The following is a 21,264-nucleotide window of genomic DNA, read 5'->3' as shown; positions in this document are numbered from 1 at the left end:
ACTCTGTTTCTTAACATATAAAGGAATAATTTTGCAAGTGATGAATACTAAAATCATATTTTTATCGTTTATTGTTGCCATTTCATTCTCAGGCTTCATGTTTGGGCAGGAAAGCTATAGGAATTTAGTATATGAAGGCAATCAGAAATTTGACGGTAAAGATTATGATGGAGCCTCCTCCAAATATATGGAAGCGATAAAATCCAATGATAAAGATTTTACCGCTCATTACAATATGGGGAATGCGTTGTATAAAAGTAAAAAATACGAAGAGGCAAAAGCAGAGTTTGAAAAAGCAGAAAAACTTTCACAAACTCTTCCCGATAAAACGGCTGCTCTTCATAATTTAGGGAATGCTTACATGCAGATGAATCAGCCTGAAAAAGCTGCTGAATATTATAAGAAAGCTTTGAAGCAGGATCCCCACAGCGAGGTAACTCGAAAAAATTATGAGATTGCCAAACTGAAAGAGAAAGAAAAACAACAGCAAAAAAACGAACAGAATAATTCAGGAAAAGGTGGCGGCGGAAATGATCAGAACAAAGGGGATGATCAGAAAGGCGACAAAGACAAAAAACAGGATCAGGGTAACGGCCCGCAAAACGAAGGCAAAAGTGACCAGGGTGACAATCCTAAGCAGAATCAAAATAATGAAGGCAGAATGCCCAAAAATCTTGAAAATGCGATCTTAGATAAAATAAACGAAAAAGAAAAAGAAACCGCCAGAAGAATTTTAAACAAAAATTCTTATTCGATGCCTGAAAGCAACGAGAAAGATTGGTGATGCAGCACAAATTGATTTACATATTGCTTACTCTTGCATCCGTAATTACTTACGGACAGGTAAATCTGTCTATGGATGCAGATAAAACAGAGTATGCAGGTAAGGATATTATCAATCTGACCATTGTTCTTGAACTTAACGGAAGTGATCTTGTACAGCAGACAGGTTTTCAGCTTCCGGATCTTTCAAAATTTAATATCATAGGAAGTGGATCTGTAACCAATACCGTGATTGATCCTGCTACCAATACTTTAATTACCCAGAAAGTTTCCAGAATTGCCCTTGAGCCTAAGAAAAAAGGGAAAATAAAAATCGGTTCCGTTCTTGTTACCGTAAACAACAGAATCTATAAAACCGAACCTTTTGATGTCAATATCCGTGATATTGTCGACAGAAGATCATTGGCAGCGAATACCTCCAATGATGTTTATCTGAATATGGAAATTGATGATCGGGATGTCTATCAGGATCAGCCTACGGTAGCCGTTCTGAGAGTGTATTCAAGAAATATGGATAATCTGAGAAAGGTGAAAAATATTCATCTTCCGAAACAGGATAATATCAACGTACATCCTATCAATTTTGATAAGTCTGAGATAGATCCTTCAGGATACGGCAACATGCCTTCACAGGTTCTGGCTATGTTTATGGTTTTTCCGAATGAAGCAGGGTATGTGGAAGTTCCCGGAGTATCTGCTTCAGTAAGTACCTATTCAAATAAAACAAAAATTGTTTCCAATAAAGTTAAAATCAACGTAAGAAAGCTTCCTGAAGGAGCTCCTGAATGTTTTAAAAATGCTGTTGGGAACTTTAATGTCAACGTATATAATGCTTCCAAGGAAAAACCGGAAGCGAAAAAACCTCTGAATGTGGTAGTAAAAGTTTCAGGTGAAGGTAATTTACCGGATATGGAACTTCCTAAAATTGCCGCCTCTCCGGATTATGAAGTTTTTGCCCCGAAAATTACCTCTAAAGTAGCTCCTGGAACTTCAGGAATGAAAGGAGAGATCCTGGCTAATTATGTGATTATTCCTAAAAAATCGGGTGTCATTTCAATTAAAACAGAAGAATTCGCTTTCTTTGATCCTGCGAGTAAAGAATATGTAGATCTTGGACAGAAAACACTGGATCTGAATGCATTTTCTCACGATCAGATTCTTGAGGCACGCTCTACTGTAGAAAAAGTAAACGAATACACCAATAATCTTCTGGAGACGGTAAATACTCCCGTATTAAAAACCACTTCATTCAAAGTAAAAGAAAAAAACAAATTCCACTGGAATATTCTTTTGACCAATATAGCTATTCTGATAAGCTTATTTGTTGGATATCTGTTATTTAAAAATTGGCAAAAAAAACGTACATTAGTTAGGGAAACTATACCGTCAAAACCTTTAGGTTCAGTGGCCGAAACAGAAAAAGAGATCAGAGAATTAATGAAAACTGATATCAATGATTATTTCGGATATCTGGAAAATCTTAAAGATAACGGAGAGTATGAAAAGTTCTTTGCAACTCTTGAAGAGTTGGATGAAGAAGTAAGAGGACAGTATTTTCAGGCGTCTATCCCGGAGTTTAGGGATTTTCTTGAAAAGCACAAAGGTTCTTCGGTTGCAGAAGAATACAGTAAACTGCAGCAGAAAGTTCAGATGGAAAAATACAATCCTGTGAAATCTGCTGAAGCTTTGGAAGAACTTTTGAAAACTATTGTTAATTTATATTCACAAATTAGCAAATAATCAGTTTATTTTCATATTTTTGCGAAATTTTTAATTACAAAGAGATGGAAATTTTTGATGGTTTTTCTTTTAAAGAGATTGTTACCAGCTTTATGGTTCTTTTTGCCGTGATCGATATCATTGGCTCAGTTCCTATTATTGTAAGCCTTCAGCAGAAGTTCGGACAGATTGAAGCTGGAAAGGCAGCCATTACTGCCGGAGCTATTATGATTGTTTTCCTGTTCGTAGGAAATAAGATTCTTAAGCTTATCGGAGTGGATGTAAATTCCTTTGCTATTGCCGGAGCTTTTGTGATTTTTGTCATAGCGCTGGAAATGATTTTAGGAATTGAAATTAATAAAACCACTGAGGCAAAGGCTGCATCCATTGTACCCATCGCATTTCCATTGGTTGCCGGAGCTGGAACATTAACAACTGCACTCTCTCTTAGAGCTGAATTTCATGATATTAATATTATCTGCGGAATTATTCTTAATACAATTTTCGTATATTTGGTGCTGAAATCAGCGAAATGGCTGGAGAAGAAAATTGGGGATGCTACTTTGATGATCCTTCAGAAAGTTTTCGGAATTATCCTTTTGGCAATTTCAATTAAATTATTCACCGCAAATTTTGCCCAGTTGGTGCAGAATTATATTAATTTTTAAGAGTCATGAAGAAGTTTTATAAAGTATTTTTAGTACTGTTCATTGTATTCATCACCATTAATCTTTATGCTATTAACTGGCAGGCGACAGATATCTTAGGAGATGAAGATAACGTTAGATTTGCATTCTCAGCTGGAGCTGCTGCAATAGGTCTTATCCTGCTTTTCGTAATGGATACATGGAGTAGAATCGGTTTAAAGAAATAAATTGAATATTTCAATATAGATATAGCCTCTTTCTTTTTGAAGGAGGTTTTTTAATGGGGTTATAGATTACAGCTTTCAGATAAAAGGTAGCATGAATCAGGGATTAGGTTTAGTATAAATATCCATATCTGCTTTTCCTATTCAATAGGGACGGGCTTTAGCCTGTTCAGGAAAAAGGATAAAGAGACCAATTGGTTTTAGCCTAAACCTATATAAGGCAAAGTCCGCGAAGGACGATAAATCGTTCTCAAAGACGTTTACTTAGCATAATACAGGTTTCTGTAGAATCTGTGGGCAAATCTAAAAATATTAGGAAACAATCAGGTTTTTCAATATCGCCTCAGACTTCAGTTCTGTTTCTCTCCATTCTTTTTCCGGATCACTTTGAGCTGTTATTCCGCCTCCTACAAAAACATGTACGGAGTCTTTATAAAGTCTTGCACAACGCAGATTGACAAAATACAGGATACTCTCATCCGTTTCAACCTTGATATAACCTGCATAAAATTCACGGGGAAATTTTTCATATTTACGGATATTCTCATTGCAAAAATCTTTTGGAATACCACAGACTGCAGGGGTAGGGTGCAGATCCTGAATAATTTTATCAAGATCTTCAGGTTGTATACTGGTTTTAAAATCTGTTCGTAAATGTTTGATATTACCGGAAATATGGTCATAGGTTTCTGACTGATCTATATTGTCAGAATAATTTGCCAGAATATTCTGAATATAATTGGTAACCGGCTTTTGTTCTTCAATTTCTTTTTCGGACCACTCCTCAGATACCGGAAGAGTTCCGGCAAGGGCCATGGTTTCAAATTCGTGCGTAGTTTTATTAAACTTCCCTAATACTTCCGAGAAAGCTCCCATCCATGCATTTTTTCCATTATTAAAAAGATATCTGAAAGCATTGGGATATGATTTACATAAGTTTTTAAAACTCTCTGTATAATTGACTGTATGAAAATTTGTAAATATTTTCCTTCTTGAATAAACAAGTTTTGGCAAATTGTTTTCTTTGATGACTTTAATTACTTGCTGTAAAGTGTGGCAGTATTCTTCTTTGGTTTCAGCGTAATAATTTGTGGTATCATCATTCAAAACTTCATTGGTAATCAATTTTTGATCAACTTCATTGGGGGGTATTTCAGAAATATCTCCGCTGAAGCTAATCTGATCTAAGCCATTATAAGAAAAAAAGTTAACTGCATTTTTAGTGCTTTTTTCATCTGCAGACAATAATCTTTCGTCGAAGGGAAGTTTGAAATAAATCATGAGCTATGAAGGAATTTTGGAAACCAACAGCCGGAAATAATATAGGAAATTCCCAGCGTAACTTTTCTTTTTGCAAAGGTATTACTAGTCTAAAAGATGTCAAAATAAAAAGAGCTTAAATTTAGTTTAAGCTCCTTATTTTTTATGTTGCAGTAAGTATTACCTGTGAATAATATTATTCGTCATTGTGGTATGATTAATTAAAACTCCTTTTTCATCACGAATTTCAATTTCTGATACGTGCATGGTCTTACCTTTTCTGATAAAGCGTGCTGTAGCAGTTACAATACCATCTTTTTTGCTTCTTAAATGGTTAGAATTGATGTTGGTTCCTACTCCGTAATATTTTTCGCCATCGATAAAAATATTAGACAGGCTTGACCCTAAGGTTTCAGCTAAAACACAGCTTGCTCCTCCGTGCATGATTCCAAAGGGTTGGTGAGTTCTTGGCAGAACAGGCATGGTTGCAGTAAGGGTTTCATTTTCGAGATCAATATCAATGAATTTGATTTCAAGTGTTTTGGCAAGAGTTACATCTCCCCAGTTATTGATGAATGCTAATATTTCTTCTTTTGTCTGACCTTTCATTTTAATAATTGATAAATGGTAATTAATTTTGCTTCTAGCTTCTAGCTTCTAGCTTCTAGCTTCTGACTCAGTTCCCATAATATTAGGATTCCAGTTTTCCGGTACTTTAGGAACAATATCATTTTTTACATAATAGTCCTGAATTTCCTGCATGATTTCTGAAAAAGATACGGATGCTATTCTTTCATAAGGTATAGTGTAGCCCAGGTAAACAATTTTTCTTTTAAAATCACCTGCTGCCAGCACAATAGGAACTTTAGCTGCCAAAGCCATGTGATAGAATCCTTTTCTCCATTTCGGTACCCAGCTTCTGGTTCCTTCCGGAGTAATCACAAGACTGAAATCTTCTTTGGAAAACTGGTTGGCTACGAAATTTACAAGATCGTTTTTCTGGCTTCTGTCGATACCAATACCTCCAAGTCCTTTTACAATACTTCCATACCATGCTTTGGTGTGTGCATCTTTAATGATAATTTTTAAAGGTTTTTCCAAAGACCAATAGGCGAAATTTCCTAAAATGTACTCCATATTATGGGTATGTGGTGCTACCACTAGGATACACCTGTTCAGATTGTTGACATCGCCCTGAAGAACGACTTTCCAACCTAATACTTTTAACATTGCTTTGCCTAACAGCTTTTTCATAGATTTCTTGGATTAAAAACAAAAAAGTATAACCAAACTTTGGTTATACTTTACAAATATATTGAAATATTATTGCTCTTAAAACAAACCGCTAATTAAATCTACGATTTTCATTACGAATTCCATTGCAAATTGTATCATGATAAGGCTGTGTTTTTGATTGGTTGGTTATTAAATTTTAGCTTTACGAAATTAAAACTTTTTTTTCACATAAGAAACTAAATATGGTTTTATTTTTACTTTTCTGAGAGAAGAAGGGTGTGAATTTCAAACGGTTGCCATCCACCCACACCTTCTACCACTCTCTGAAGTTAATTATTTAGTTTGTATGGAAATTTCGTTTTTTCCGTCTTTGATTTTGATGTCCATATCTTTATTTGATTTTTTGATAGTAGACACTGCAGAATCAATAACTTTCTTTGCCTGGTTGTTAGGAACTTTTTTACCGTTTACAATGATGCTGTCTTTGTCATCAGAGTTGTATTCGATACTGGAACCGTTTACCGTTATTTTATTTTTTTCAATTCGGACATTGTTATGGTCTTCGTCTCTGTCCTGGTCTTTGTCATTGATACCGTCTCCGTCTAAATCTCCGTCCATGTGGATACGATTTTTATTCATGGATAAAACAACTGCTTTTTGCGGAACCACAAGTTCGTAATCAAGGCTGTAATCTCTGAATCTGTGTTCGTACGGATATTTGATGTAGTTAGGAAGTAATACTTTGTTGTTTACAATTTCTACAGGAACCGTCATCTGGATTGGGAAGTTATATCCTTTTCCTTCTTTTTTAATGATCAGATAAGGTGTTTTAATATCTGGTTTTCTGGTTACATCTACAGAAATATAATCTTCTTCATACACTGTTCTTTTATCAGAATAAATATCATTGTTATACCCTTTGAAATTCTGAGGAATGTTGATCTGTTTTACGTCTACATACACTGTATCTGAAGTGGTGTTGATGGCAACATTTTCTACATCTTCCTTGCTTCCTCTATAGATCATGTCTTTTTTAGCCATACTGATTCCGAAGTAAGTTCCAAGTCCGATCAAAAGAAGGAATAAACCACCTACAACCCATCCGATATTTCTCAGTTTTGTTTTCGGAGAGAAGATCTTGATGCTCAATAAGCTGAAAAGGATTGCCGGGATTAAACTTCCGATCACCATCATCGCAGCCAGTACTTTATCAAGTCCCTGATCGTCCATGTAGAATCTGATTTCATTAGCTCCAGGGAAGTCTGTATCCATTGCGAAAAGGGCAAATAATACAAATACTCCGATAATGCTGCTTACAGCCATTAGTACAAAGAAACCACCTACAATATACTTGAACACATTCCAAACTCCGCTGCTTGCATTGTTGATATAAGGTTTGTTTTCGTTGTAGATTTCTCCGACCCTCTGAGTAGATTCATTAGCAAATTGTACCAATTTATTAGACTCATTCTTAAGATTGTCGAAGTTCATAGGCTTTCCCTGCATTTTCAGGAAATCTGCTGCTGTTTCAGCTTTTGGAAGTACGATCCAAAGGATTACATATAAAAGACCTATTAAAGAAGAGGAAATGGCTGCTGTAAAAATTCCTAGTATGAAGATTCCCAGCCAGATTGCTCTCATGGTAGTAATATCCATTCCTACATATTGAGCTAAACCTGCACAAACCCCTGCTACTTTTTGTTTTTCCGGATCACGGAACAGTTGTTTTTTATCGGTATAATTGGATCCGGAATATTCTTTTCTGGCAGATGTTTTTTCAGAAAAATAAGCTTCTTCCTGTTCTTCGATTTTTTCAGGGCTTCCGATTTGTGCGATTACCTTTTCTACATCGGTGTCGTTAATCACTTCACGTTTTCCTAAAGAATCTTTGAAAATCTCCACCATTCTTATTTCTATGTCATGCATTACTTCATCAGCCTCAGAAGCATCCAGAGAGCTTCTCAGTGCATTCAGGTAATCGCTGAGCTTTATATATGCGTGTTCTTCTATGGTAAAAGAAAAACCTGCGAGTCCTATTGAGAGTGTCTTGTTCATAGCTTTGTTTTTTAATTTTGTTGGGTGATTTGGTTTACTGAGGCTGTCAGTTCATTCCATGTATTGAGTAGTTCATCCAGGAAAAGTTTTCCTTTTTCTGTGATCTGATAATATTTTCTGGGTGGTCCTCCTGTAGATTCTTCCCATCTGTAAGAGAGAAACTCTCCGTTTTTAAGTCTTGTAAGAAGAGGGTAGAGGGTCCCTTCCACTACATCCAGTTTTCCTTTTTTCAGTTCGTCAATAAGATCAGAAACATACATTTCACGGTTATTGATGAGACTTAGAATACAGAATTCCAGAATTCCTTTTCGCATTTGCGCTTTGGTATTTTCGGTATTCATCTTTGATAAGTTTTGTTAATTAGTTATATTTTTAGAAAAATGCCCCTAGCTAGTTGAGCCTATTCTAATTTTACATTACAAAGATATGTAAATAAAATGGTATTATGCAATACAAAGTAGTGAAGTTTTTAAAATAAATTGTTTAAAATATTGAAAATCAATTAAATAAATTTTATCTTGAATTTTACGTAAAATGAATTTTAACAGAAAATAGCTCAGAAATCTTTAATTTTTAAATAAAATTGATAGAAAAAATGATCTTTTATTAATTATTACCCATTACTCATTACAGATTACTCATGTCATAGCCCCGATAGCAGCGGTTACCCCACAGCAGCTATGGCTTTAGGCAGGAGCGAGGAGTATGAGCGGATAGCGGGAAACAGCTTCTTATCTATGAATACACTTTTATTGAAAGGGTAATTCTGACAGATAATGAGACCGGGATTTTGAGATCGCTATTATGATTCGTATTTTTGTTAGCAATAAAAACACCTAAATCATTTACTATTACCATGAATATTTTGAATAAGTACTGGCACTTATCGGCATTTCTTTTATTAGGTCCCTTATGTTTCGGGCAATATCAGTTTGATGTTAAAAATGTATCAAAAAGTTATGATGCTGTCATCCATGTAGAAAATTGTTATGATGACAGATGCGGAGGAAAGGGAACGGTGGAATTGTTTGATCATAAAAACAGCAAAGTACAGACTTTTGTTTCAAAGGATCTGGTTTTATATACAGAACAAGGTCAAAAACCGATCCAGGGGAAATTGATCCCCCTTTTAAAAGATCAGCGTGCCGTAATTATAGATGACTTTAATTTCGATGGAACGGAAGATGTTGCCATAAGGAACGGAAATATGGGAAATTATAGCGGGGCATCTTATGATGTATATGTCTTCAACAAGACAAGATTAGGGTTTGTAAAAAGTGATGAACTTACAGAGCTGGGTTCAAACGGTCTGGATATTTTTGATATTGATGCCAAGCGTAAACGTCTAATTTCTTATGGAAAGTCCGGCTGCTGTGATATTTTTACATCAGAATATGTTGTAATTCCGAATAAAGGACTTGATAAAGTCTTTGAAAAAGAAGAGGATATGAGCATTGAAGGTAGTGTAAAAGTGACCACTAAAGAAAAGATAAATAATAAATGGATTACCAAAACAAAGGTATATCCGTCTGATCAATATAACAGAAATAAGAAGTAAGATGAAAATTCAGAAAGAGATCGATTTTATTCTGGCAGTAGATGCACTTAAAAATGTACAGCGAAGAAATTATAATGCAGACGATTCCCGGAGAGAGAATACAGCGGAACACTCATGGCAGATTATTATTCTGGCTCAGATCCTTTATCCGTATGCTAAAAACCGTGCAGATATTGATTTGTTAAGAGTGATAAGAATGCTTTCCATTCATGATCTTGTGGAGATTGAAGCCGGAGACACTTTTATTTTTGATGAAAAGGCAATGGTAGGAAAGTTCGAAAGAGAGAAAGCTTCTGCTCAGAAAATCTTTGGAATTCTGGATGAACCTTTACGTACAGAATTCTTTAATTTATGGCTTGAGTTTGAAGATGAGAAAACTCCGGATGCTATCTTTGCATGTGGAATTGACAGAATCATGCCGTTTATCTTAAATTCTCATACTTCCGGAAAAAGCTGGACTGAAGCTGGAGTGACAGAAAGACAAATTCGAAATATGCTTGAAAATGCAATCAGCAGAGCATCTGATGAAATGGGAGAGGCTTTTGAGTTTTTGCTGAACAGAAGTCTGGAAACAGAAAAAGTACTGAAATAATTGAAAAAAGAAGACCCTGCCCGTTTATTGGGCAGGGTCTTTTTATAGATCATCTGAAATGTTTTAAGAGGCTAGTAATAAGTAATTGTCGGGATTTAATAAAATTCCCTTCTTTGAATAAAATCCAGCCATACTGTTATGTACATAAAATCCCAGTACAAAATTTTTATAAGAAGTATCCAGGCTGAATTTCACTTCTTTCCCGTCTTTAGACCAGACCGGATTTTTAACGATAATGATGGTATTGCGGGTTTCTTTTCCATCAATGTATTCATATAATTTGAGCTGAAGAGTCTTTGTTTTTTTCATAGGCTCTGTGAATTGTACCACGATATTATTGAGATCAGTTTTCTCAAAGTCTTTATTATTGGAATTGACAACGGAAGGCTGGGAAATTTTGTTTCCTGTTTTCTTCGTCCACTTTAATAATGGAATATATAATTTTTCCAGATTCTTTTCCTTTTTATAAAGCTCTATAAGCTTCTCCGAGAATAAATTCTGAGCAATAAAACCGCGTCGGATATTCACTTTATGATAAATCGCCGAAAGACTGTCTGTTTTTTCTTCTGGAAATTTTTCGTTGATGAACAAATCGTAAACTGCCCATGTCATATATTCATTGAATGAATTTATTCCCGGGTATCCTGATTTTTTATCCCAATTCGTAAGGTTGAAGCTTTCCGTTATCTCCTTTGAGTACTGATCTGAAATAGGATTTACATACCCATGATCGATTTCTGAAAATACGGTGTGATTATCAAGAATCCTTCTTGCGAGATTACCTTTTAAATTTCCAAGGATAAGATCTTCTCCGATATTTGGAAAGTCTACAGTTAAGGAGCTATTGATATCCCTGTGGCAATTCTGTCCGCCTACCAAAGGAGATATGGCAATAATGTATTTCTTATCTGTTTCATTGGCTGGTCTTTTTGCTATTTTATCCAAAAAAGTATAAGTATCATTGATGTAATAATACTCTTTGTAATTGGCAATTAAAGTATTGTAAAACGACTGATGATTTTTATAAAAGGTTCTGTAATTTGATTTCTTTACAAAATCATTGATGAGCTCCAGATTTTCATCTACTTCTTTAGGACCAAAGGAATTGAAAGGAAAATCTCTTTTAAGTAAGCCTTTTTCATCAAAAGAAAATGCATAGAAATCAGTTCGGAAGCCTAAGAATTTTTTCCAATCTTTTCTTGAATAATTTACTTTTTTTAGTAAAGGATGATCTTTTACAGGCTCAAAATACGTAATGATTTCATCATAATACGGTGGGATTTTCTGTACGTCATAAGGATCTGTTCTGCCATATTCAGTGAGGGCCAGAATAATATTTCCTAATTCGTAACTTTCTGAAAGTTCAATTTTAACGTCTTTTTGTGCTCTTAATGTAATGGATAGGATAAGGGTAATGATTACAATAATCTTTTTCATGAAATATCGGTTCTTCTATAGTTTTTAGTGACAGCAATGTAAAAATAATTTTTTTGCCATGCTAAAAGTAAATATAAAAACAAATGAACTCCAATTATTCTTTGGTTGAGATATACTATGTTGTGTTGAATGGAAAAGTTTCGGGCGGCCAGAGGCCGCCCGAAACTTTATTGTTTATAGTATTTGGATTGGTTTCTTGAATTCGTCAATCGCTACAAAAGTAAAATCACCAATAATTGCTTTTTCTCTTTCATAGGAATACATCTGCTCGGTGTAAATTTCAACGTTTACTTTCATACTGGTTTTTCCCACGTATGAAACTTTCCCGATCAGCTCAACGATGGTTCCGGCAGGAATAGGTTTTTTAAAATCGATCTTGTCACTGCTTACCGTTACCACTCTTTTTCTGGCAAAACGGGTTGCTGTGATAAAAGCTACCTCATCCATCAGCTGCATCGCTGTACCTCCAAAAAGGGTATCATAGTGATTGGTTGTGTTAGGGAAAACCGCTTTAAAGATTCTGGTTTCGGATGCTTCAATTCTTTCTTCTGTAGTCATATATCATTATTAATTAAAGCGATAGGAAATGATTGGAAACAACAGAATAATAACAGGAACTTATAGAATTCCTGAAACAATCCATCAGATCAATACAACTTCAAATCGCGAAAGTTACATGTTTAAGAAAAAGGCAGGTCTCCTGACTTGTAACATCATTTATCTCCTTCCCATGCCTCGCACAGTGGATCTTTGATAAAGACTTCAGTTACTTACAGTTGCGCGACAGTCCGTGATTTTCACACGGTTCCCTTTTAATCTGCAGTGATGCAGAACCAATTTCTGTGATGAATAAGCGTAAAAACTTTTCGAATGCAAAAATAATGAATTTATTCCGGATTATGGTAAATAATCTGGCTGATTACTCTTCCTTTCTTAATCGTCCAGAGAGTAGTGTATCTGTTTTCCCCTGAACCGTTTATCATATAAAGAAAAATATTATCGTTGTCAAGTGAGGTTACTCCAACGTTTTCAAAATCCATGGTAGGCTGGAACATATTTTTGATGGCTTCTCTTACAAAAACAGATCCTCTTCCGGGCTGCTGTACTCTGATGGATTTGATTTCGGTCATACCTTCCGGAAGGTCATTTCCAATTCCCCATGGTTTTACTTTATCAATGGTAAGAATTTTTCCTTCGGCATCTTTTTCCTTTTTACGGTATCCTGCATTGGAAGGATAAATATCAATCACCACTTTGCTTCTTTGTGCAGTAGGAACCTTAGGATCAGAATTGTCAGTAAAAATAAGAGATCTTCCGTTTTTAGATTTAGATGGAGTGTAGGCAGGAAGCTGGTCTACATAAGCAATACGCCCTTTATTTACCATTCCTTCTTTATCCAGAGTTTCATACCGTACAAAAGGTTTGTCGTCATCCTGTTTCTCCGGATATTTGATCCAGATCCATTCTGTTTCTCCGGGAGCAGGTTTTACATAAACAAATACATCTCCTTTACGCATACGGATCTTGTCTACAATTTTTCGGTAATCGTCTTTATGTACACGTACGTTGGCATATCCTTCTTCAGCTTTTACAACTCCAAAAGGAACTTTAGTCTGCCCTTTTACAAAAGCAATAGATAAAATACTGAAAGCGGATAAATAGAATGCTTTATTTATGAAAGTCATCATGAAAATTTTTTGATCCCTCAAATATATAAATTAAATGCTTTTCGGAAGATAATTATACCGCTGCAGTTCTTTTAAATCTTGTATTTGTTTTAGATAACCTTCACGCAGAAGAAATATTTGGTGTGAAATATCAAGAACTTCCTGATAATTATGATCAGAAATAATGAATCCCTTATACGCAGACTGTTCAATGATTGCAGTTTTCAATGCTGCAGAAATTTTTGGAGAAAGGCTATGGAAGGGTTCGTCCAGTAAAACAAAATCAGCTTCAGAATAAATTATCATTAAAGCTTCAATGACTCTCTGCTCACCTCTGGAAAGATTTTTAGGTTTTTCTGATAAAAAAGGACGGATCAGATCTGAAGTCAATAACAGATCTGTATTTTTCTTATTGCAAAAAAGAGGAATTAAGGTTTTAATGGTATTGTATTTCGGTAAGAAAATATCCTGTGGCAGATAAGCAATTCTGTTTTTTCTATCGGAAAGGCTTTTCAGAATTTTGTCATTGTATCTTATGAACTGGGTATCACTACTGACAGTTCCAAAAATAATTTTTAATAATGTTGATTTGCCAACACCATTTCTGCCCAGAATTCCAATAATCTGCCCGGTTTCACATCCTAAATAAATATCCCGAAGGATATTATTATCTTTAAAAGACTTGGTTATGCTGTCAATATGAAGCTTGCTCATAAAATTCCTGTTATTATTTTGACAATCACACAGACAGCTACCGTGAATCCCCAAAGGAAACTTCTGGAAAACCCTAAATTGGCATAAAAGTAATATTCATTTTTAAACCGGAGTTCATATATAAAATAATGAAGAACAGGAGATATTAAAAGAAAACTCAATCCAAAGTTCTCAATATTGAAAGAGGATAAACAAGAAGCTAATAAAGAAAATATCAAGGTGGGAATTATTATTTTTTTATAAAAAATCCAGAGAGTAGAAATACTTTTGAACATATATTAAAGCATAGAGTTTCTGTGTGTTTTACACTTTATTGTCAAAAATATTAAAAAATACAATGCTATATGGAGAAAGTATAAGCTATATTTGAAAAAATACCCTATTTTTCAAGGAAATTTTAAAACTGATAAACATGACCAAAAAACTACTTTTTGTATTCTCTTTTATGTTGGGAATTTCAAGCCTTCAGGCAACCCACAAAATAGAAGAAGAACCTCAATCTTTATTGTACTGTGATACCAATGCTCCAACAGGAGTTCAGATGTCGAATATAACACTTACTTCTGGAACAGTTACCTGGACTGCAGATCCTAATAGTCCGGATAATATGATAAGATATAGAATACCAGGAACAACTTTCTGGATGACGGGTACACCCGTATCGGGTCAAAACTCTTTCACAATTACAGGTTTGCAACCTTGTACAACGTATGAAGTACAGGTAGTGAAAGTGTGTACAACACAGGGATTATGGTCTGATCCTATATTTTTTACCACTACCATTAATTATTGTGCAAGTGCTTCTACAGATACCACGATGATGCATATTTCCAATGTGACCGTAAATTCTACAGGAGTTACCTCTCCAATGGTAAGCGATTCCGGACCTTCCAATTATATAGATTACAGAAGTGACCTAAGCCGTAGAGTTAAGTTTTTTATTGGAACTACAGGAAATAAGCTTTCAGTAACCAATACCTGGACGGGAACTCCAGGCACAACAACAGTAACGGCGTGGATAGATTTTAATGCAAACGGAATTTTTGAATCCAACGAAAGAGTGATGGTGGCCAATAATGTTACTCAGGCTGCTCCGGCTGTATCTGTATTTACGATTCCAAGTTTGGCAGCAGTGACACTATGCGGCGTTACCATGAGAGTTATCTCCAGTCAAACAATACCTTTAGATGCCTGCAGTACATTTACCTATGGGGAAGTTGAAGATTATGGAGTAGATTTAATCAATCTCACCCTTGGATTGGAAGAATCAGGAAAGTCTGTAAAACCTGAAATTTATCCTAACCCTGCCTCTGATGTCTTAAATATTTCAGGGATTTCAGAAGCCGCCGATTATGAAATTTATAATATTGCAGGACAGAAAATTGACGAAGGAAAAGTTTCAAATCACCATGTAAACCTTAACCATTTATCAAAAGGAGTTTATTTTATCCAGTTGAAAGATAAAGAAAAAGTAACCCGATTAAAATTCATTAAGAAGTAAAAATAAAAAAGAGAGAGTACCTTCTGGTGCTCTCTCTTTATATTTGCGTTAATTTAATTTCTTATTCATTAAATTCTTTCAAGTTCATCTGCATCAATCGTAGTTTTGAAAGTTCCGTAATTGACAATCACTTTATTTCTGGAAATTTTTTCAATGGTTCCTACACTGGTGCTTCCGGTAATACGAACACGCTGTCCGATTTTCATCCACACAGCACGGTCGGTTTTGCGTTTCTCTTCCAGTTTTTCATTGGTTTCAGCAATTTTTTCAATAACCTCTTCCTTTTTCAGCTGTTGAGTGATTTTTCTCTTAACAACCTGAAGGCGTTTGGTTTCATCCTTATCACTGCCCAGTTTTCTGAATTTCTCCTGTTCAAGAAGTTTTACAAAATCTTTTACCACATCCTTTCTGGATTTTCCTTTGGTATAGCTGTCAATGAATGTTTCAATCTTATTCCCGAACTGTAGTTTTCGGTGTTCCTCCTCATAAAGTTTCTGGAAATTGAACAGTTTCTGCTGAAGCTGCTCATTTAGTTTCTGAAGATTATCACGTTTATCTTCTACAGATTCTTTTCTTTCTGCAAGATCAGATTTCAGTTTTTCTACCTCAAATTTTTCCTGTTGCAGTTTTACAATCGTTTTGTCAAGATTCACAATATCATGTTCTACTTTTTTCTTCGCAGAATGGATAATGAATCTTGGAATCTTATTCTTTTCCGCAACTTCAAAAGTAAATGAACTTCCTGCCTGTCCCACTTCCAGCTTATACATCGGTTCCAATGTTTCTTCATTGAAAAGCATGGCTGCATTCTGGGCATTGGGAAGCTGTTCTATTACCAGTTTAATATTGGTATAGTGCGTCGTAATGATGGCGAAACTCTTTTTGTCATAGAAAAACTCCATGAAACTTTCTGCCAGCGCACCTCCAAGCTCCGGATCAGAACCTGTACCGAACTCATCAATAAGCAGAAGCGTATTGGCATCAGCCTCACGAATGATCCCGGACATTTTCTTCAACCTCGATGAATAGGTAGATAAATGGTTTTCAATGGACTGGTTGTCCCCAATATCAGTCATGATTTTCTCAAAGAAAAACATTTCAGACTTAGGATGAACCGGAACCAGGATACCACTCTGAATCATCAGCTGCAATAATCCGACTGTTTTCAGGGTAATTGATTTTCCACCGGCATTAGGACCGGAAATACAGATGATCCTGTTATGTTCTGTTAAGGTAAGTGTTTGAGGGTGAATGGTTTTGTTTTCAACTCTGTTTCTTAACCATAAAAGAGGATGGTAAGCATCTTTTAATCTCAGCGTTTTATGATGGTTGATTTTCGGAAGAACTCCGTTGATCACTTCACCAAACTTCGCTTTAGCTCTCGTAAGGTCAAGGTCAAAAATATACACCTGATATCTCCATAGCTGAGGTTGAAATTCGGCCAATTCGGCAGTAAGTTTACGGAGAACTTTATCAATTTCTTTTTTCTCTTCCTCTTCATTTTCACGCAGTTTGAAATAGTGCTTTACCACACTGTCCGGCTGAATATACGTGATGGAACCTGTTTTGGAAATTCCTAATGTTCTTCCGGCAACCCTTTTTTTGAATCCTGATTTTACGGCCAGAACCCTTTGGTCGTCAATAATCGTTTCCCGGATATCATCCAGAAAGTCACTCTGTCCATACGTGGTAAGCGCACGGTTGAAGTTTTCCTGAATCGCCTTTTTAGCCAGCTGAATTTCAGTTCTTATCCCTTTCAGAGCTGGAGAAGCTTCATTTTTTACTTCACCAAAACGGTTAAAAACCTTATCTACCTTCTCAATAATCTCTTTTCTGAATTCCAGTACAGAAACCTCTTCTAACAAAGTAGGAAACGTTTCCGGCATGGTAGGGAAGAATTTCTGAAGTCTTCCGATTTGTTCCGTGATGGTTTTTATTTTGATGAAAGCAGCATTTTCCAGACGGTAGTTCTCAATCAGCATCAATTTCAGCTCACTTTCAATATCTTCATATTCATCAAACGGAATCGCGTTTGAACTTTCAAAACTCGACAGATATTCTGAGGTTTTTTTTAATGAAAGTTCCGCCTCGTCAATTTCCATCGGACGAAGTTGAAGAATTTTTTCTCTTGTTTTTGGAGAATACGCAAATGGGGAGATTTCCGCGAGCAATTGCGGAAACTCTAATTCGTCTAAATCTTCTTTATCTATATACACAATGCAAATTTAGTGAGAATTTTGATTATTACGTATATCTGAGAGATTTACAGAATAAATTAACGGCGAGTTTAATGGTTATAGGGGTGCTTTTTTCTCGAAAATTTTAAAACTTCAAAAAAGATCAATTTTTTTACACGCAAAGTTTTTTATTACTAAACCTTATCTCTTTAAGGATGCAAAGAGTGAAATCAATACATTGGTTCTTTCTAAGCGATTCGCCCATTCTTCCACTTCATCAGCGATTTAGTCGTATTTCTTTGCTTACTTAAAATGAGTAATAGAATGCAATAACCTTTGCATTTATATAAATTGATGCTATTCTTTTTATTACATTTGAGATGTGAAACTAGAAACATCAAGATTGATTTTAAAAGGAATCAATGAAAATAATACAGAAGACATTTTAAAAATCCGAGGCAATCCGGAAGTCAATAAATTTGTGAAAAGAGTTTCACCAAAGACCAACTATGACGCGCTTCAGTTTATTTTAACAATTAAGCAAAGAACTCAAAATAATCAAACGGTCTATTGGGGAATTTCTTTAAAAGATCAGTCCCATCTTATCGGAACCATTTGTCTTTGGAATTTTTCTGAAGACCGGAAGACAGCAGAAGTCGGCTATGAACTGTTGCCAGAGTACCACAGAAAAGGAATTATGTCTGAAGCTTTAAATGCCGTTGTAGAGTATGGATTTAACGAGCTCCATTTACAGGAAATTTTGGCCATTACCAGTACATTCAATGAAAATTCAAAAGGACTTCTTTTAAAACATCATTTTATTTTGCAGGAAGGAAAAAAAGATGAAGGTTTTCCGGATAATATTATTTTTAGTTTGAAAAGGCTATCGGGTGATCGTCTGTAAGAAATCTAAAAGGTTTTTCTCTATCTTTATCACCGATTGAAATTACATATGAAAAATGAAATAAAATCTTTAACGGGACTTAGAGGGATTGTTGCATTATGGGTAGCGTTTTTTCATTTTAGTTTTTTTAGGAATGAATTCATTCAGGATATAGTAGGAAAAGGGTATGTAGCGGTTGATATCTTTTTTGTGCTGAGTGCTTTCTTACTGACAGTTTCTTACTCCGATAAATTTAGAAATCTGAACTATAAAGCAATAGAGGTTTTTTATAAAAAGAGAGTTAACAGAATTTATCCTGTCTATATTATATCAGTTGTTTTTATTGCCTTGTTTTTAATGAAAACTTCTGTAGCAGGATTTCTGATTAATGCAAGCTTATTACAATGTTTTTTTAATCCTGATTATCTGCTGAATGTGGTCTATTGGTCACTCAGTACAGAATGGGTTTGTTATTTGATATTTCCTTTTATGCTATGGCTTGTTCTGCATTATAAAATACGCAGCGAAATTTTAATTATTGCCAGTCTGGTTTTGAGGTTTGCACTTCCATATATTCCCGATCATTTATATATAGGTTCTGAACATCCAATGCAAGTAGGGGAATCACCAAGATATCTTGATCTTCCTTACGGACTGGTTTCTCTGCTAAGAACGGTTTCTTCCTATTTTCTTGGAATTGGAATTGCCCTTCTGCCACCATTTAAAACGAAGAAGGAAAACCTGTTCCTTTATATCATTCTCCTATTGTTTGGGTTTATGCTTTTTGTGGAAAAAGGGCTCTTGTTTATCCCTTTATTATCAGCATTGATGATCAAATATCTGTATGAAGGAAATTCAAATTATCTGAAAGCATTTTTAGAAACTAAAGCGGTGTATTTTTTAGGAAATATTTCCTATTCGTTATACATTATCCATTATATGGTGAAGAAACAGAATTTCATTATTGTAAATTCTTATCATCTTAATAATCTGTTATTAATCTCCTTTTCATTATTGCTGTCCTATTTTTCGTATATGCTGATTGAAAGAAAAGTGAAGATATTTAAAGTATAATGGAGGCTCTTATTTTATTTTAATATTATTATTTTTGCACTATGACCTGGACAGAAATTTTAGCCCCGATAAAAAGTACGGAATACTTTACCACCCTTTGGGAGAAAGTGAAGAATGAATATGCAACAACCAAAGTTTTTCCACCCAAAAATCAGATTTTCAGAGCATTGGAACTTACAGCTTTTGATGATGTGGAAGTAGTGATTATTGGCCAGGATCCTTATCATAACGATTATCAGGCGAATGGATTGTGTTTCTCTGTTTCTGAGCAGGTTGCAGCACCGCCATCCCTGAAAAATATTTTTATAGAGCTAAAAGATGATCTGGGAGTGGTAAGAACTTCTAAAGAACTTGATGATTGGGGAAGACAAGGCGTTTTACTGTTGAATGCTACCTTAACGGTTCGTGCGCATTCGCCCAATTCTCATAAAGATTTAGGCTGGGAAAAATTTACCAACTTTATCATTAAGGAAATTTCAGATAAAAAGGAGAATGTGGTTTTTGTTTTATGGGGCGCTTTTGCACAAAAAAAAGCCGAACTCATAGATCCGGCTAAACATTTTATTATTAAATCGGCACATCCTTCACCTTTTTCTGTGTACAGAGGTTTTTTTGGAAGCAAGCCTTTCTCAAAAATTAATGAATATCTTGTTTCCAAAGGGAAGAAGCCTATTTCCTGGTAGAATCAGCAGATTGATCTGCTTTTTTTATTGTAATTCCGATTTTATATTTTCCGGCTAATGCTTTTGTCCCATCCTGCGATTTTGGATGAGGAGCAATGTCTTGTAATGTGATAGTATATCCGTTAAATTCTGTCGACTGATGATAATTTCTTGCCGGGTAATCTGCGCTTGCAAGGTTCAGGGTCATCGGTCGGGTAGAAGTTCCCATTACTTCCACCTGAGCAAGAGCAACACCAGCCCATATACATTGAGCTCCTTCAGGACAACGGCTGTCTTCAGAAACTCCTTTGAATGTCACATTCATCTGATATTCTCGTAAAAACTTATTTTCTCCTTCAGTCAGATAAATAACACCGTCTTTCTGATGATCAGAACTTGTTGTTTTTGTACCTGTGGACATTTCAGTAGATTTTGTATTAATTCTGGATTTCTTTTGGGCATCGCATCCTGTTAATGCAAATATTCCCAGACTGAGTATGACAATTTTATGGAACATAGTTTCTTATATTTAATTAAATGACGTTAAACATATTAAGTAATACTACCAAAAACATTGCCACTCCTACCACAAAACTGAATCCGGTTCCATAAATGAATCCAATCAGCGCTCCTTTGGTTGATCGTAAGGCTTTATTCATATCCTTACTGTCGTGAAGTAACTCACCAATAAATACCCCTGCAAACATTCCTATCAGAAATCCCAACGGAATAGGAATAAATATCCCAACAATAGTTCCAATCACAGAGCCAATGCTTCCCCAGCGGGTACCGCCATATTTTCTGTTGGTCTTTGCCGGAATTACATAACTTAACACTACAGAAGCAAGTGTAAGAATTCCGAATGCCCAGATATAAATCATAGAAAGATCAGCATCCGTCCCGAATTTATAGATCAAAAGTCCACAGATACTGAGCAAAAGACCAGGTAATACCGGAAGAAAAGTTCCCAATATTCCTATAAATAACAGAATAAGGCAGAAAATATTAATAATCGTTGTATCCATTCTTTTAAAAAATATACATGCAATATAAAAAAAGTGGCCTTATAAAAAGC

Annotated in this window: 22 protein-coding genes and 1 riboswitch; of the genes, 10 read left to right on the top strand and 12 right to left on the bottom strand. The window is 35.3% G+C overall.

Features of this window, described 5'->3' with window-relative positions:
* The first annotated feature begins 40 nt into the window (after window positions 1-40).
* From DEU39_RS10770 to DEU39_RS10755, 4 genes are read left to right on the top strand one after another with little or no spacing between them, the layout of a single operon-like run.
* The gene (locus DEU39_RS10770) at window positions 41-784 is read left to right on the top strand and encodes a tetratricopeptide repeat protein (protein ID WP_120231935.1); all 744 of its coding nucleotides are present in this window, start codon (window positions 41-43) and stop codon (window positions 782-784) included.
* Window positions 784-2,523 (top strand): BatD family protein, encoded by a 1,740-nt coding sequence (locus DEU39_RS10765; protein ID WP_120231934.1) that lies wholly within the window; start codon window positions 784-786, stop codon window positions 2,521-2,523. The genes DEU39_RS10770 and DEU39_RS10765 overlap by 1 nt, the downstream gene beginning before the upstream one ends.
* 44 nt (window positions 2,524-2,567) lie before the next feature.
* Complete coding sequence (locus tag DEU39_RS10760; protein ID WP_062674416.1) at window positions 2,568-3,170, top strand: MarC family protein; 603 nt, start codon at window positions 2,568-2,570, stop codon at window positions 3,168-3,170.
* 5 nt (window positions 3,171-3,175) lie between these two features.
* The gene (locus DEU39_RS10755; RefSeq protein WP_047378522.1) at window positions 3,176-3,376 is read left to right on the top strand and encodes a hypothetical protein; all 201 of its coding nucleotides are present in this window, start codon (window positions 3,176-3,178) and stop codon (window positions 3,374-3,376) included.
* Window positions 3,377-3,685: 309 nt separating this feature from the next.
* Here DEU39_RS10755 and DEU39_RS10750 read toward each other — a convergent pair whose 3' ends face one another.
* The 5 genes from DEU39_RS10750 to DEU39_RS10730 all read right to left on the bottom strand — a co-directional run bounded on the left by DEU39_RS10750 (window position 3,686) and on the right by DEU39_RS10730 (window position 8,265).
* Complete coding sequence (locus DEU39_RS10750) at window positions 3,686-4,654, bottom strand: chorismate-binding protein (protein ID WP_120231933.1); 969 nt, start codon at window positions 4,652-4,654, stop codon at window positions 3,686-3,688.
* A gap of 159 nt (window positions 4,655-4,813) precedes the next feature.
* Window positions 4,814-5,242, bottom strand: coding sequence for a PaaI family thioesterase (locus tag DEU39_RS10745; protein WP_002977570.1), 429 nt, complete (start codon window positions 5,240-5,242; stop codon window positions 4,814-4,816).
* A gap of 48 nt (window positions 5,243-5,290) precedes the next feature.
* Window positions 5,291-5,887, bottom strand: a complete 597-nt coding sequence (locus tag DEU39_RS10740; protein WP_120231932.1) for a 1-acyl-sn-glycerol-3-phosphate acyltransferase — start codon at window positions 5,885-5,887, stop codon at window positions 5,291-5,293.
* A gap of 315 nt (window positions 5,888-6,202) precedes the next feature.
* Window positions 6,203-7,924 (bottom strand): PspC domain-containing protein, encoded by a 1,722-nt coding sequence (locus DEU39_RS10735; RefSeq protein WP_120231931.1) that lies wholly within the window; start codon window positions 7,922-7,924, stop codon window positions 6,203-6,205.
* 11 nt (window positions 7,925-7,935) lie between these two features.
* The gene (locus tag DEU39_RS10730; protein ID WP_002977573.1) at window positions 7,936-8,265 is read right to left on the bottom strand and encodes a PadR family transcriptional regulator; all 330 of its coding nucleotides are present in this window, start codon (window positions 8,263-8,265) and stop codon (window positions 7,936-7,938) included.
* Window positions 8,266-8,780: 515 nt separating this feature from the next.
* Between DEU39_RS10730 and DEU39_RS10725 the strand changes: the two genes are divergently transcribed.
* Both DEU39_RS10725 and DEU39_RS10720 read left to right on the top strand, forming a co-directional pair.
* On the top strand, window positions 8,781-9,482 hold the full coding sequence (locus tag DEU39_RS10725; protein ID WP_120231930.1) for an XAC2610-related protein: 702 nt from the start codon (window positions 8,781-8,783) through the stop codon (window positions 9,480-9,482).
* Between the two features lies 1 nt (window position 9,483).
* Window positions 9,484-10,074, top strand: a complete 591-nt coding sequence (locus DEU39_RS10720) for an HD domain-containing protein (RefSeq protein ID WP_062674425.1) — start codon at window positions 9,484-9,486, stop codon at window positions 10,072-10,074.
* A 63-nt stretch (window positions 10,075-10,137) separates the two neighbouring features.
* Here the strand turns inward: DEU39_RS10720 and DEU39_RS10715 are convergent, their stop codons facing one another.
* From DEU39_RS10715 to DEU39_RS10700, 4 genes are all read right to left on the bottom strand, one after another.
* Window positions 10,138-11,511, bottom strand: coding sequence for a DUF4932 domain-containing protein (locus DEU39_RS10715; RefSeq protein WP_062674427.1), 1,374 nt, complete (start codon window positions 11,509-11,511; stop codon window positions 10,138-10,140).
* Between the two features lie 174 nt (window positions 11,512-11,685).
* The gene (locus tag DEU39_RS10710; protein WP_034699813.1) at window positions 11,686-12,069 is read right to left on the bottom strand and encodes an acyl-CoA thioesterase; all 384 of its coding nucleotides are present in this window, start codon (window positions 12,067-12,069) and stop codon (window positions 11,686-11,688) included.
* Between the two features lie 114 nt (window positions 12,070-12,183).
* Window positions 12,184-12,364: riboswitch (cobalamin riboswitch) on the bottom strand.
* Window positions 12,365-12,398: 34 nt separating this feature from the next.
* Window positions 12,399-13,199 carry a hypothetical protein gene (locus DEU39_RS10705; protein WP_062674429.1) on the bottom strand — a complete coding sequence of 267 codons (801 nt, stop codon included), beginning with the start codon at window positions 13,197-13,199 and terminating at the stop codon, window positions 12,399-12,401.
* Window positions 13,200-13,229: 30 nt separating this feature from the next.
* Entirely contained in the window at window positions 13,230-13,892 is a 663-nt protein-coding gene (locus DEU39_RS10700; protein WP_120231929.1) for an ATP-binding cassette domain-containing protein, read from the bottom strand.
* A 412-nt stretch (window positions 13,893-14,304) separates the two neighbouring features.
* Between DEU39_RS10700 and DEU39_RS10690 the strand changes: the two genes are divergently transcribed.
* Window positions 14,305-15,393 carry a GEVED domain-containing protein gene (locus DEU39_RS10690; protein ID WP_120231927.1) on the top strand — a complete coding sequence of 363 codons (1,089 nt, stop codon included), beginning with the start codon at window positions 14,305-14,307 and terminating at the stop codon, window positions 15,391-15,393.
* Between the two features lie 68 nt (window positions 15,394-15,461).
* On the opposite strand, the gene DEU39_RS10685 is transcribed toward DEU39_RS10690, so the two are convergent.
* Complete coding sequence (locus tag DEU39_RS10685) at window positions 15,462-17,609, bottom strand: endonuclease MutS2 (protein WP_062674442.1); 2,148 nt, start codon at window positions 17,607-17,609, stop codon at window positions 15,462-15,464.
* Between the two features lie 343 nt (window positions 17,610-17,952).
* Here DEU39_RS10685 and DEU39_RS10680 point away from each other — a divergent pair, with 343 nt between their 5' ends.
* From DEU39_RS10680 to DEU39_RS10670, 3 genes are read left to right on the top strand one after another with little or no spacing between them, the layout of a single operon-like run.
* Entirely contained in the window at window positions 17,953-18,474 is a 522-nt protein-coding gene (locus DEU39_RS10680) for a GNAT family N-acetyltransferase (RefSeq protein ID WP_120231926.1), read from the top strand.
* Between the two features lie 48 nt (window positions 18,475-18,522).
* The gene (locus DEU39_RS10675) at window positions 18,523-19,527 is read left to right on the top strand and encodes an acyltransferase family protein (protein ID WP_120231925.1); all 1,005 of its coding nucleotides are present in this window, start codon (window positions 18,523-18,525) and stop codon (window positions 19,525-19,527) included.
* Window positions 19,528-19,568: 41 nt separating this feature from the next.
* Window positions 19,569-20,210, top strand: a complete 642-nt coding sequence (locus tag DEU39_RS10670; protein ID WP_062674448.1) for a uracil-DNA glycosylase — start codon at window positions 19,569-19,571, stop codon at window positions 20,208-20,210.
* Here DEU39_RS10670 and DEU39_RS10665 read toward each other — a convergent pair.
* Together DEU39_RS10665 and DEU39_RS10660 are read right to left on the bottom strand one after the other, a co-directional pair.
* Window positions 20,197-20,706, bottom strand: a complete 510-nt coding sequence (locus tag DEU39_RS10665) for a hypothetical protein (RefSeq protein WP_062674450.1) — start codon at window positions 20,704-20,706, stop codon at window positions 20,197-20,199. The two genes, DEU39_RS10670 and DEU39_RS10665, sit on opposite strands and share 14 nt — an antisense overlap.
* 16 nt (window positions 20,707-20,722) lie before the next feature.
* Window positions 20,723-21,214 carry a DUF456 domain-containing protein gene (locus DEU39_RS10660; RefSeq protein ID WP_062674452.1) on the bottom strand — a complete coding sequence of 164 codons (492 nt, stop codon included), beginning with the start codon at window positions 21,212-21,214 and terminating at the stop codon, window positions 20,723-20,725.
* Window positions 21,215-21,264: the final 50 nt, after the last annotated feature.

This window comes from Chryseobacterium sp. AG363, from assembly GCF_003610675.1.
Lineage (GTDB): Bacteria > Bacteroidota > Bacteroidia > Flavobacteriales > Weeksellaceae > Chryseobacterium > Chryseobacterium cucumeris.
Note: the sequence above shows the minus strand (reverse complement) of the source record. Positions and strands in the feature narration are given on the sequence as shown.

What these genes read in the sequence shown, in the direction of transcription:
- DEU39_RS10745 (WP_002977570.1), bottom strand. Translation starts at nt 5,242, where the DNA reads ATGAAAGGTCAGACAAAAGAAGAAATATTAGCATTCATCAATAACTGG.
- DEU39_RS10700 (WP_120231929.1), bottom strand. Translation starts at nt 13,892, where the DNA reads ATGAGCAAGCTTCATATTGACAGCATAACCAAGTCTTTTAAAGATAAT.
- DEU39_RS10770 (WP_120231935.1), top strand. Translation starts at nt 41, where the DNA reads ATGAATACTAAAATCATATTTTTATCGTTTATTGTTGCCATTTCATTC.
- DEU39_RS10740 (WP_120231932.1), bottom strand. Translation starts at nt 5,887, where the DNA reads ATGAAAAAGCTGTTAGGCAAAGCAATGTTAAAAGTATTAGGTTGGAAA.
- DEU39_RS10710 (WP_034699813.1), bottom strand. Translation starts at nt 12,069, where the DNA reads ATGACTACAGAAGAAAGAATTGAAGCATCCGAAACCAGAATCTTTAAA.
- DEU39_RS10705 (WP_062674429.1), bottom strand. Translation starts at nt 13,199, where the DNA reads ATGATGACTTTCATAAATAAAGCATTCTATTTATCCGCTTTCAGTATT.
- DEU39_RS10715 (WP_062674427.1), bottom strand. Translation starts at nt 11,511, where the DNA reads ATGAAAAAGATTATTGTAATCATTACCCTTATCCTATCCATTACATTA.
- DEU39_RS10660 (WP_062674452.1), bottom strand. Translation starts at nt 21,214, where the DNA reads ATGGATACAACGATTATTAATATTTTCTGCCTTATTCTGTTATTTATA.
- DEU39_RS10765 (WP_120231934.1), top strand. Translation starts at nt 784, where the DNA reads ATGCAGCACAAATTGATTTACATATTGCTTACTCTTGCATCCGTAATT.
- DEU39_RS10750 (WP_120231933.1), bottom strand. Translation starts at nt 4,654, where the DNA reads ATGATTTATTTCAAACTTCCCTTCGACGAAAGATTATTGTCTGCAGAT.
- DEU39_RS10670 (WP_062674448.1), top strand. Translation starts at nt 19,569, where the DNA reads ATGACCTGGACAGAAATTTTAGCCCCGATAAAAAGTACGGAATACTTT.
- DEU39_RS10675 (WP_120231925.1), top strand. Translation starts at nt 18,523, where the DNA reads ATGAAAAATGAAATAAAATCTTTAACGGGACTTAGAGGGATTGTTGCA.
- DEU39_RS10690 (WP_120231927.1), top strand. Translation starts at nt 14,305, where the DNA reads ATGACCAAAAAACTACTTTTTGTATTCTCTTTTATGTTGGGAATTTCA.
- DEU39_RS10720 (WP_062674425.1), top strand. Translation starts at nt 9,484, where the DNA reads ATGAAAATTCAGAAAGAGATCGATTTTATTCTGGCAGTAGATGCACTT.
- DEU39_RS10725 (WP_120231930.1), top strand. Translation starts at nt 8,781, where the DNA reads ATGAATATTTTGAATAAGTACTGGCACTTATCGGCATTTCTTTTATTA.
- DEU39_RS10760 (WP_062674416.1), top strand. Translation starts at nt 2,568, where the DNA reads ATGGAAATTTTTGATGGTTTTTCTTTTAAAGAGATTGTTACCAGCTTT.
- DEU39_RS10755 (WP_047378522.1), top strand. Translation starts at nt 3,176, where the DNA reads ATGAAGAAGTTTTATAAAGTATTTTTAGTACTGTTCATTGTATTCATC.
- DEU39_RS10665 (WP_062674450.1), bottom strand. Translation starts at nt 20,706, where the DNA reads ATGTTCCATAAAATTGTCATACTCAGTCTGGGAATATTTGCATTAACA.
- DEU39_RS10730 (WP_002977573.1), bottom strand. Translation starts at nt 8,265, where the DNA reads ATGAATACCGAAAATACCAAAGCGCAAATGCGAAAAGGAATTCTGGAA.
- DEU39_RS10735 (WP_120231931.1), bottom strand. Translation starts at nt 7,924, where the DNA reads ATGAACAAGACACTCTCAATAGGACTCGCAGGTTTTTCTTTTACCATA.